At 65.0% G+C, this 10,391-nt stretch carries 10 protein-coding genes and 2 pseudogenes; 10 read left to right on the plus strand and 2 right to left on the minus strand.

Annotated features, from left to right (window positions below; genetic code table 11):
* Positions 1–25 precede the first annotated feature (25 nt).
* From trpS to P1U48_RS11900, 3 genes are all read left to right on the plus strand, one after another.
* On the plus strand, positions 26–1,048 hold the full coding sequence (gene trpS / locus P1U48_RS11890; protein WP_301069216.1) for a tryptophan--tRNA ligase: 1,023 nt from the start codon (positions 26–28) through the stop codon (positions 1,046–1,048).
* 241 nt (positions 1,049–1,289) lie between these two features.
* Entirely contained in the window at positions 1,290–1,799 is a 510-nt protein-coding gene (locus P1U48_RS11895; protein WP_301069217.1) for a VOC family protein, read from the plus strand.
* A gap of 248 nt (positions 1,800–2,047) precedes the next feature.
* Complete coding sequence (locus P1U48_RS11900; RefSeq protein ID WP_301069218.1) at positions 2,048–2,914, plus strand: branched-chain amino acid aminotransferase; 867 nt, start codon at positions 2,048–2,050, stop codon at positions 2,912–2,914.
* 27 nt (positions 2,915–2,941) lie between these two features.
* On the opposite strand, the gene P1U48_RS11905 is transcribed toward P1U48_RS11900, so the two are convergent.
* Complete coding sequence (locus tag P1U48_RS11905) at positions 2,942–3,655, minus strand: GNAT family protein (RefSeq protein ID WP_301069219.1); 714 nt, start codon at positions 3,653–3,655, stop codon at positions 2,942–2,944.
* A 74-nt stretch (positions 3,656–3,729) separates the two neighbouring features.
* On the minus strand, positions 3,730–4,740 hold the full coding sequence (gene cobT / locus P1U48_RS11910; protein WP_301069220.1) for a nicotinate-nucleotide--dimethylbenzimidazole phosphoribosyltransferase: 1,011 nt from the start codon (positions 4,738–4,740) through the stop codon (positions 3,730–3,732).
* A gap of 65 nt (positions 4,741–4,805) precedes the next feature.
* Between cobT and cobS the strand changes: the two genes are divergently transcribed.
* The 7 genes and pseudogenes from cobS to P1U48_RS11945 all read left to right on the plus strand — a co-directional run bounded on the left by cobS (position 4,806) and on the right by P1U48_RS11945 (position 10,071).
* On the plus strand, positions 4,806–5,561 hold the full coding sequence (gene cobS, locus P1U48_RS11915; protein WP_301069221.1) for an adenosylcobinamide-GDP ribazoletransferase: 756 nt from the start codon (positions 4,806–4,808) through the stop codon (positions 5,559–5,561).
* 78 nt (positions 5,562–5,639) lie between these two features.
* On the plus strand, positions 5,640–7,196 hold the full coding sequence (locus P1U48_RS11920) for an acetolactate synthase large subunit (RefSeq protein WP_301069222.1): 1,557 nt from the start codon (positions 5,640–5,642) through the stop codon (positions 7,194–7,196).
* Positions 7,196–7,963, plus strand: coding sequence for an aldolase/citrate lyase family protein (locus P1U48_RS11925; protein ID WP_301069223.1), 768 nt, complete (start codon positions 7,196–7,198; stop codon positions 7,961–7,963). The genes P1U48_RS11920 and P1U48_RS11925 overlap by 1 nt, the downstream gene beginning before the upstream one ends.
* Before the next feature lie 41 nt (positions 7,964–8,004).
* Complete coding sequence (locus P1U48_RS11930) at positions 8,005–8,799, plus strand: enoyl-CoA hydratase-related protein (RefSeq protein ID WP_301069224.1); 795 nt, start codon at positions 8,005–8,007, stop codon at positions 8,797–8,799.
* A gap of 328 nt (positions 8,800–9,127) precedes the next feature.
* A pseudogene (locus P1U48_RS11935) lies at positions 9,128–9,229 on the plus strand (transposase); the annotation flags it as partial.
* Positions 9,225–9,341: pseudogene (locus tag P1U48_RS11940) on the plus strand (IS1595 family transposase); the annotation flags it as partial. The pseudogenes P1U48_RS11935 and P1U48_RS11940, both read left to right, overlap by 5 nt.
* 313 nt (positions 9,342–9,654) lie before the next feature.
* Complete coding sequence (locus P1U48_RS11945; RefSeq protein WP_301069225.1) at positions 9,655–10,071, plus strand: type II toxin-antitoxin system HicB family antitoxin; 417 nt, start codon at positions 9,655–9,657, stop codon at positions 10,069–10,071.
* Positions 10,072–10,391 lie beyond the last annotated feature (320 nt).

The raw sequence follows: 10,391 nt of genomic DNA on the forward strand, positions 1-10,391 counted from the left end.
GAAAATCCAGAGACCGGAGAGCCCAATGGCCGACACCGCCCACTTTACCCCCCGCGTGTTTTCCGGAATCCAGCCCTCCGGCAACCTGCACCTGGGCAATTACCTCGGCGCGCTCAAGCGGTTCTCTGATGCACAGAACAACGGCATCGAATCGATCTATTGCATGGTCGACCTGCACGCGATCACCGTCTGGCAAAACCCCGAGGATCTGCGCCGTGCCACGCGCGAGCTTTGCGCCGGCTTCATCGCCTCGGGAATCGACCCCGAGAAATCCATTCTCATCAACCAGAGCCAGGTGCCCGAACACGCCCAGCTGGCCTGGATCTTCAACTGTGTCGCGCGCATGGGCTGGATGCAGCGGATGACCCAGTGGAAGGACAAGGCCGGCAAGAACCAGCAGAACGCCTCGCTCGGGCTGTTTGCCTATCCGTCGCTGATGGCCGCCGATATCCTGATCTACCACGCCACCCATGTGCCGGTGGGCGAGGATCAGAAACAGCATCTTGAGCTGACCCGCGACATCGCCGCCAAGTTCAACCACGACTACGGCGTCGATTTCTTTCCGCTCACCGAACCGGTGATCGAGGGCGCCGCGACAAGGGTGATGAGCCTGCGCGACGGCTCCAAGAAGATGTCGAAGTCCGACCCCTCTGACATGAGCCGGATCAACCTGACCGACGATGCGGATGCCATCGCCAGCAAGATCCGCAAGGCCCGCACCGATCCCGACGCGCTGCCGTCCGAGGTCGAGGGGCTGAAAGACCGGGCCGAGGCGCGCAATCTGGTCAGCATCTACGCCGCCCTCGCCGATCAGGAGATCAGCGCGGTGCTGGCCGAGGTCGGTGGCAAACCGTTCTCCGAATTCAAGCCGATGCTGGCCGATCTGGCGGTGGCAAAGCTCTCGCCGATCTCGACCGAAATGACCCGGCTGATGCAAACCCCGGATGAGATCGACCGCATCCTCGGTAACGGCGCCGCCCGCGCCCGCGCCATCGCCGCGCCGATCCTGGCCAAGACCTATGACATCGTCGGCATGATCAAGAGCTGAGAGATCGCGCGCCCGGCAATCGCCCGGGGCGACCCGCGCCCGGCTGACACAGGACCATGTCGTTGGGGCCGTTGCCGCCACCGATCTGGCCGGCATTGGCTTTGCCGACACGCTGAGGCCGCGCCGGAAATCTGGCTGAGCAGCCGACCGTTCCGGCAGATGCGCACAGCAGATCTGCGCCCGTGCTGGTTTCAGCAATCCCGCGCCGCGCCTATCTAGGACGCAGCAAAGGAATTCCGCCATGGCCCAGCCCAACCAAACCCAGCCCGTCCATCCCGCCGCCCGGATCGGCCATGTCCACCTCAGGGTCGCCGATCTGGACCGCGCGATCGGGTTCTACGCCGGGGTTCTGGGGTTTGAAGTGCAGCAGCGGTATGGCGCTGAGGCCGCGTTCCTGTCGGCGGGCGGCTATCACCACCACATCGGCCTGAACACCTGGCAATCCAAAGGCAGCACGCCGCCACCGCCGGGGCACACCGGCCTCTATCACACCGCGTTCCTCTATCCGGACCGGGCGCAGCTGGCCGATGCGCTGCGCCGGGTGCTCAACGCCGGCATCCAGATCGACGGCGCCGCCGATCACGGGGTGAGTGAGGCGATTTACCTCACCGACCCTGATGGCAATGGCGTCGAGCTCTACCGCGACCGCGCTGAGGCGGAATGGCCGCGCCGCGACGACGGCAGCCTGGCGATGGTCAACACAAGGCTCGACCTTGAGGCGCTGCTGGCCGAGGCTCCGGCGCTGGCGTGAGTGCGACGGATTGACCAGCCAGACGTCACAGAATCGATTCAATTGCCGCGTAGCCTCCACGCACCCACAGAGCCGATGTATTTCCATTGGCTGACCAAGACCATGTTTGACCCAGTCGCTTTTAACAAACCTTTAGACAGCCCCCGGCCCTCCCCTGGTCGGGGGCTTTTTGTTGACGTCCCGCCCCCGCTTTTCCTCACCGCGCGGCTCTGCCATACTCGCCGCCATAGCCGACGAAAGGACGCCCGATGGCCATTGGCAACAATCTTCGCACCTATTTTCAGGGTCACTGGCACCAGGGCGATCTACCGGTGATGAACGCGGGCGATCACGGGTCCTGGCTCGGCACCACGGTGTTTGACGGGGCGCGGATGGCGCAGGGGCTGGTGCCCGACCTGGCGGCGCATTGCGCCCGGATCAACCGCTCGGCCGAGGCGCTGATGATCACCCCGACGGTCAGCACCGAGGAAATGATCGCCATCGTGCGCGAGGGGCTGGCCAGCTATCCGCGCAACGCGGCGGTCTATATCCGGCCGATGTATTGGGCGCTTGAGGGTGGCGCGCTGGGAGTCGATGCGAAACCCGGCGCCACCGGGTTTTGCATCAGCCTTGAAGAAGTTCCGATGGCCGCGCCGGGGGCATCCACCACCCTGACCCGCACCCGGTTCCGTCGTCCCACCCTCGATTGCGCGGTCACCAATGCCAAGGCGGGCTGCCTCTACCCCAACAACGCCCGAATGATTTACGAAGCGCGCAGCAAAGGCTTTGGCAATGCGCTGGTCGCCGATGCGCTGGGAAATGTCGCCGAGACCGCCACCGCCAATGTGTTCATGGCCAAGGATGGCGTGGTCTATACGCCGATCGCCAATGGCACCTTTCTGGCCGGGATCACCCGCGCCCGCCATATCAAGAACCTGCGCGCCGATGGTGTTGAGGTGCAGGAGGCGGTGCTGAGCTTTGCCGATTTCCACGCTGCCGACGAGGTGTTTCTGTCTGGCAATATGATGAAGGTCACCCCGGTCACCGGTTTTGATGACACCGATTATGCGGTTGGTCCGATCACCCGGCGGGTGACACAGCTCTATTGGGATTGGGCCGCCTCGGAGCCGCTCTGAGCATCCGCCTTCCGGCTGGCCTGGCGCCTAAAGCGTCGGGTCGTCCACCAGCCGCACCAGTCTTGTCAGGTCGCTCAACCGTTCTCTCTGCTGCCCCTCGGCGTCGAAATTCGACGGGTTCAGCCAGACCGAAAACGCCTCTTTCAGCGCCGGCCATTCCTGATCGGTCACCGCGAACCAGGCGGTATCCCGATTGCGGCCCTTGATCACCATGTGCTGGCGAAACGTGCCCTCATAACTGAACCCGAGCCGCTGCGCGGCGCGGCGCGACGGGCGGTTCAGCGCGTCGCATTTCCATTCATAGCGGCGATAGCCGGCATCAAAGACCCAGCCCATCATCAGTGCCATCGCTTCGGTCGCGGCGCGCGCGCCCTGCAGCGCCGGGGCAAAGGTGATCGAGCCGACCTCGACCACGCCCATCGCCGGCTTGATCCGCATGAAGGCCGCCACCCCACCCCAGATCCCGCGATCCTTGTCACGGATCGCTAGGAAATGCGGATCGGGTTGGCCTTCGGCGCCGCGCATCCAGCGATGATATTGCGACGCGCTGGCGAAGGGCCCGAACGAGATATAATCCCAGAGCCAGTCATGACCCTGCATTTCGCGATAGATCAGCGCCGCATGGCTGTCGGCGCGCATCGGCTCCAACGCCGCATAACGCCCCTCCAGAACCGGCCCCTCGGGCAGCGGCGGCGCCTGCCATCCCTCGATGATCGGCCCGACCGGCCTGTCCTCGCGCATTCCCGTCACTCCCCTGGTTCCGGCGCAGAGGTTAGCCGAGGCAGCGGCGCGCGGAAAGGCTCATGCCGCCGCACTCAGCCGCCCGAGATCCCGGCCTCGGCAAAGGTTGCCATACCTGAATGACAGGCGATTGCCGCTTTCAGAAGGTGGATCGCCACCGCCGCCCCGGATCCTTCGCCCAGCCGCATCCCCAAGGCGAGCAGCGGCGCCTTGCCGAGCAGGTCCAGCAGTGCCGCATGTCCCGCCTCGGCGCTGACATGTCCGGCAACCGCATGGTCCAGCGCGCCCGCCTGCGTCACCTCAAGACAGGCGGCGGCGGCGCAGCAAATGAACCCGTCCAGGATCACCGGAATTCGCTCGACCCGCGCCCGGGCAATCGCCCCGGCCATGGCGGCGATTTCGCGCCCGCCGAGGCGACGCAGGATCTCGATCCCGTCGCCCTGGCCGCCATGCAACGCCACCCCGTCGCGCACCACCCGCGCCTTCAGCGCCAGGCCCGCATCATCGACGCCGGTGCCGCGCCCGACCCAATCCTCGGTCGCACCACCATAGAGGGCGTGCGCCAGCGCCGCCGCCGAGGTGGTGTTGCCAATGCCCATTTCGCCGGTGACCAGCAGATCGGCCCCGGCATCGACCGCGTCCCAGCCCGTCGCCAGAGCGGTGGCAAAATCGTCAGCATCCATCGCCGGGGCTGTGGTAAAATCCGCAGTTGGCTGCGCCAGCGCCAGCGCATGCACATCCATCCGCGCGCCCGCCAGTAGCGAAAGCTGGTTGATCGCCGCGCCGCCAGCCTGAAAATTCAGTACCATCTGTTCGGTGACCGCCGCCGGAAAAGCCGAAACCCCCTGCGCCGCAACCCCATGGTTTCCCGCAAATACAATGACTTGCGGCGCCACAATCGCGGGGCGCGGATCGCCGCGCCATCCGGCGTACCAGATCGCCAGATCCTCCAACCGGCCCAGGGCGCCGGGCGGTTTGGTCAATTGGCCATTGCGGGCGTCGGCCTGGCTCAGGGCGGCGGCATCGGGGCCCGGTGCGGTGGCAAGCGCGGCGCGCAGATCGTCGGCGGTTCGGATCGTGGTCATGGAAACTCCGTTGTTCGGATCGCGTCGTTCGTGTCTAACGAATGCCAAAGCTGGGACAACCGCAAATGACTGACCACAGACCGCATCTTACCGACATCCGCAGCGCGTTGGCGTTGCTCAGCCGGCTGCCGCTGAACCGTGAGGCGACCCCGGCGGCTGGCGCGGTCTGGGCCTTTCCGCTGGCCGGGGCGCTGCTGGGCGCGCTGATGGCGCTGAGCGCGAGCCTGGCGCTTGGCCTGGGCCTGCCACCGACCCTGGCGGCGTTGGTGGCCCTGGTTGTCGCGGTGCTGCTGACCGGGGCGCTGCACGAAGACGGCTTGTCGGACGTCGCCGACGGATTCGGCGGCGGCTGGACCCGCGAAAAGCGGCTGGAGATCATGCGCGACAGCCGCATCGGCAGCTATGGCGCGGTGGCGCTCGGGCTAAGCCTGATTGCCCGCTGGCAGGCGCTGACCCTGATCCTGGACAGCGGCCATCACTGGGCCGCACTGATCGCCACGGCGGCGCTGAGCCGGGCCACGATGCCCGCACTGATGGCGGCGCTGCCGCATGCCCGCGACGACGGGCTCAGCCGCGCGGTGGGGCGGCCAAAGGCCGGAATGGCCGGGCTCGCCGCCGGGCTGGCCGCGCTGATCGCGTTGGCCGGGCTGGGCGCGGCCGGTGGCCTTGGCGCCTGCGCGGTCACCGTGCTGATCACATTGGCGGTCGGCGCGCTGGCCCGGTCCCGGATTGGCGGGCAAACCGGCGATGTTCTGGGCGCCGCGCAGCAGCTGGCAGAGATCGCGGTGCTGTTCGCCATTTCGGTGCACATATCCGTTTGATCGACCGGCAGGTTAGTTTGGGCTGGACCCCGCTGCGCACCCGGGCAACAAATGTCACAAATACTTGGGAGGAAGAAAATGACCAACGGGGCCGACCTGCTGTGCGATACGTTGCTGGCCAACGATGTCGATGTCTGTTTCGCCAATCCTGGCACATCCGAGATGCATTTCGTTGCGGCGCTGGACCGCAAACAGAACATGCGCTGCGTCCTCGGCCTGTTTGAGGGCGTCGTCACCGGCTGTGCCGATGGCTATGCCCGGCTGGCGGACAAACCCGCCGCCACCCTGCTGCACACCGGCCCCGGCCTCTCGAACGGGCTGGCCAATCTGCACAACGCCCGCCGCGCCGGCACGCCGATGGTCAATGTGGTCGGCGATCACGCCTCCTACCACCTGCCCAATGACGCGGCGCTGACCACCGATATCGAAAGCCTGGCCGAGCCGATGTCGAAATATGTGCGCCGCTGTGCCGGGGCCGATGACGTCAGCCGCGCCACCGCCGATGCGATCACCCAGGCGCGCAACGCGCCGACCGGGGTGACCACGGTGATCCTGCCCGCCGATGCCGCCTGGGGCGAATTGCCCGATGACAGCCCGGTGTCGATGGCCAATCTGCGGGCTCCGTCACGGGTCGATGACGCGCGGCTGATCGCGGCGATCAAGGCGCTGAAAACCGGCGCCAAGCCGGTGCTGATGCTGGCCGGCAAGGCGCTGCGCGCCGAGGCCCTGACCCGCGCCCAGCAAATCGCCGAGGCCACCGGCGCCCGCATCATCGCCCAGCAATCCAACGCAAGGGTTGAACGCGGCGCTGGCCGGGTGCCGGTGGAACGGGTGCCCTACGTGGTGGAACTGGCGCAGGAATTCCTGGCCGGCACCACCCATCTGATCCTGGTTGGCGCCAAGGCCCCGGTGACCTTTTTTGCCTATCCGAACAAGCCGACGACGCCGATGCCACTGGGCTGTCAGGTGCTGACTCTGGCCGATGCCGGGGACGATGCGCCCGGCGCGCTCGACCTGCTGGCGCAGGGGCTGAACCTGCCCGCAACCGCCAAGGTGACGGTGCCGCATGCGCCGATCCCGGATCTGATGTCCGGCGATCTGACCACCGCCGCGATTGCCACGGCGGTCGCCAATTTCTTGCCCGACAACGCGATCATCGCTGATGAATCGGTGACCTCGGGGCGGGAATTCTTTGGCTTTACCCATGGCGCCGCGCCACATGACCACCTTCAGGTCACCGGCGGCGCGATTGGTGGCGGCCTGCCGCTGGCCTGTGGCGCGGCCATTGCCTGCCCGGACCGCAAGGTGGTGAACCTGCAGGCCGATGGCTCGGCGATGTATACCAATCAGGCGCTGTGGACGATGGCGCGCGAGCGCACCGACACCTGCGTGGTGATCTTTTCCAACCGCCGCTACGCGATCCTGCAGGGCGAGCTGACCAATGTCGGCGCCGGTGAACCGGGGCGCAATGCCAACAAGATGCTGAACCTCGACGATCCGGCGATCGGCTGGGTGTCGCTGGCCAATGGCATGGGGGTCGAGGCGGCGCAGGCCTCCACCGCCGACCAGTTCAACGACCGGTTCAAATCGGCGATGGCCCGCAAGGGCCCGTTCCTGATCGAAGCGTTGATCTGATGGCCGATCTGCCGGTGAACCGCTTCAAGGCCGGGCTGAAGGCCGGGACATGCCAGATCGGTCTCTGGACCGCTCTGCCCGGCACCGTGCCGATCGAGATCCTGTCCGGCTGCGGCTTTGACTGGCTGGTGCTTGATACCGAACACGCGCCCAGCGATCCGCTGACCGTGCTGCCACAATTGCAGACCTTGGTGCCCCATGAGGTCGCACCGGTGGTGCGCCCGGCCTGGAATGACAAGGTGCTGATCAAACGGTTCCTCGACATCGGCGCGCAGACCCTGCTGGTGCCCTATGTCCAGACCCGCGAAGAGGCTGAGGCGGCGGTCGCCGCGATGCGCTATCCGCCGCGCGGCATTCGCGGTGTCGCCGGATCGGTGCGGGCCTCGGCTTATGGTCAGGTGCCCGATTACATCCTGCGTGCCGAGGAAGAGCTGTGCCTGATCGTCCAGGTCGAAACCGCCGAGGCACTGGCTCGCCTGCCCGAGATCGCCAGCGTCGACGGTGTCGATGCGGTGTTCATCGGCCCCGCCGACCTGTCCGCCAGCATGGGCCATCCCGGCGATCAGATGCATCCCGAGGTGATTGCGGCAATCGAAGGCGCGATCCGCACCCTGGTCGGGATCGGGGTGCCTGCCGGCATTCTGACCGGCGGTGACTTCGCCCGCCGCTGTATTGATCTCGGGGCGCTGTTCGTCGCCGTCGGCAGCGATGCCGGGGTGATGGCCAAAGGCGCCCGCGAGCTGGCGGCCTCCTTCAAGAACAACTAACACACCAATCCGAAAATCAACCGTTTAGGGAGAAACGAGAGATGTATGAGAACCTGAAAACCGAAAGCCGTGGTGGTCTGCGGATTGTCACTTTGGATCGGCCCGAGGCCAAGAACGCCATGAGCGCGGGCATGACCCAGGGTCTTGCCGATGTGATGGCCGAATACCGCCAGGACCCGGAGGTGCGCTGTGTCATCCTGACCGGGTCGGATGGCTATTTCTGCGTTGGCGGCGATGTGAAGGGCATGGCGGCGGGCAAATCCGGGCCGATGACCATGGAACAGAAGGCCGCCGATCTGCGCCGCCGGATGGAAGCGGTGCGCAACCTGCATGAGATGGAAAAACCGACCATTTCCGCCGTTGAAGGCGCTGCCGCCGGGGCTGGCCTTGGCCTGGCGCTGGCCTGCGATATCCGCATCGCCTCGGCAACCGCCAAGATCACCTCGGCTTTTGCCAAGGTCGGGCTGTCGGGCGATTACGGCGGCTCTTACCTTGCCTCGCAGATCCTCGGCACCACCCGGGCGCGGCAAATGTGGCTGATGTCGCCGATCCTGTCGGGGCAGGAAGCCGCCGACATCGGCCTGATGAGCGAAGCCGTGCCCGCCGGAACCGCGCTTGAGCGGGCGCTGGAACTGGGCGAACAGCTGGCCAATGGCCCGACCCTGACCTATGGCCGGATGAAGCGGAACTTCCGTCTGATCGAACGCGGCGCGACGATGGGCGAATTGCTCGACAGCGAAGCGATCAACCACGCGCTGAGCTCACAAACCGCCGATCACAAGGAAGCCGCGGCGGCCTTTGTCGCCAAACGGGCGCCGAACTTTACCGGCAGCTGATCCTGCGGGGTTTTGGAATGACGTGACGGGCCGGGGTCGAACCCGGCCCGTTGTGGTTTCCGGGCTCTTGGCGCCTCACCAAAGCCGCGCCAGCAACGCGTCGGTCCCTGGCAGCATCGCATCGACCAGCCCCATCGCCCGGGCGGCGGCGGCGCGTTGCGACCTGACTATCTCTCTCTTATCCGGGATAATCCGCGGCGATTTGGCGCCGGAGCGCAAGCGGGCCTGGTGGCGTTGCAAGTGGTCAGCGCCGGGGGGCTGTCTGCCCCCCGAAAGTAAGGGGCTGGATAAGTAGAATTTTCTCGGCAAGATGCATGAGGAGATTCAGATGAAGATGACGAGATACAGCGAGCCCCAGATCCTTGCTATCCTGCGCCAAGCCGAAGGCGGCGTGCCGGTGGCCGAGCTTTGCCGGGAGCATGGTATGGCTGGAAGACAACCGCCGCACTGACAACGGGACGCTGGCGCAGATCGTCGTGTCAAACGCCATGAGCACCCCGGTCAGCCGCCAGTGGAAAGGCTACTGGCAGCGGGTGGCTTGACCAGCCACATCGTTAGTTGCAACTGTACCACAAATAATTTCGGGGCGACGTGTGGCCAAAGCGCAAAAAATCCTTGCAAAAATGGGTGGCAACCCCAAGGGAGACTGGACGATTGATGACGTGAAGTCTGTTTGCAGGTATTATTGCATTGAGTGCGATCCGCCATCTGGAGGGGGATCACACTGGAAGGTGAGCAGCCCGCACCTAGAGGGCATCTTGACGATACCGGCAAACAGACCAATTAAGACAATATACATCAAAAAGCTGGTCAGCTACATGACGGCGCACATAGAGATAGATGAGGAGAAGAATCATGGATGATTACGTTATCGTCATTCTCCCGCTGTCCGAGGAAGACGGTGGCGGCTTTGTCGGGTATGTTCCTGACCTGCAAGGCTGCATGTCTGACGGCGAAACGCGCGAGGAAGCGCTGGCGAACACACAAGAAGCCATGAGAGAGTGGATTGCCATGAAGGCCGAGCAAGGTCTCGACCTGCCTAGGCCGGGTGTATCTATCGAGCGCGCCGCTCGTGAGCGAAAATCTATGATGAACGCCTTGAAGGTTCTTATGGGAGTGCTCGATAAGGCCGATGATCGAATCATGGAGCTTGAGCGCGCCCTTGAGGACGCAGTTGATGGCGTTTCTGCAAGTTGGGAGCGAAACCTTCCACTATTCGAAGCTTCGCGCGCCACCGTCTTTAGAGGTTCTAAGCGTCTGATAGCCAACTGACCACACCCGCCCCTCGCGCCGCACCTTCCCATTAACCCTCAACCTGTCCAGCGCCGAGTCAGTGCGTGAGTAGACCCGTTCCTGCAGCACCTTGGGCCGCTTGCCCGCTATATGTGCTACCAACTCCCCGCGCGTCATGGGCCGCTCTGACAAGGCCGCTAGAATGAGCCTCGCCATTTCCCCCTGCCTTGCGGAGTTTACGGGCTTTGCAGGCAGCACACGGGGCATATGGACGCCGCGCATGGCCAGCATGGCTTCAACGTGCTCTAAAGCGTCCCGCCAAAAACCTGAATCGCGGGGATTCCCACACGCATGATTTT

The organism is Pseudooceanicola sp. (assembly GCF_029213205.1).
GTDB lineage: Bacteria > Pseudomonadota > Alphaproteobacteria > Rhodobacterales > Rhodobacteraceae > Pseudooceanicola.

Excerpts from the sequence above, each read along its gene's own strand:
- trpS (WP_301069216.1), top strand. The coding sequence starts at position 26 with ATGGCCGACACCGCCCACTTTACCCCCCGCGTGTTTTCCGGAATCCAG.
- P1U48_RS11895 (WP_301069217.1), top strand. The coding sequence starts at position 1,290 with ATGGCCCAGCCCAACCAAACCCAGCCCGTCCATCCCGCCGCCCGGATC.
- P1U48_RS11900 (WP_301069218.1), top strand. The coding sequence starts at position 2,048 with ATGGCCATTGGCAACAATCTTCGCACCTATTTTCAGGGTCACTGGCAC.
- P1U48_RS11905 (WP_301069219.1), bottom strand. The coding sequence starts at position 3,655 with ATGCGCGAGGACAGGCCGGTCGGGCCGATCATCGAGGGATGGCAGGCG.
- cobT (WP_301069220.1), bottom strand. The coding sequence starts at position 4,740 with ATGACCACGATCCGAACCGCCGACGATCTGCGCGCCGCGCTTGCCACC.
- cobS (WP_301069221.1), top strand. The coding sequence starts at position 4,806 with ATGACTGACCACAGACCGCATCTTACCGACATCCGCAGCGCGTTGGCG.
- P1U48_RS11920 (WP_301069222.1), top strand. The coding sequence starts at position 5,640 with ATGACCAACGGGGCCGACCTGCTGTGCGATACGTTGCTGGCCAACGAT.
- P1U48_RS11925 (WP_301069223.1), top strand. The coding sequence starts at position 7,196 with ATGGCCGATCTGCCGGTGAACCGCTTCAAGGCCGGGCTGAAGGCCGGG.
- P1U48_RS11930 (WP_301069224.1), top strand. The coding sequence starts at position 8,005 with ATGTATGAGAACCTGAAAACCGAAAGCCGTGGTGGTCTGCGGATTGTC.
- P1U48_RS11945 (WP_301069225.1), top strand. The coding sequence starts at position 9,655 with ATGGATGATTACGTTATCGTCATTCTCCCGCTGTCCGAGGAAGACGGT.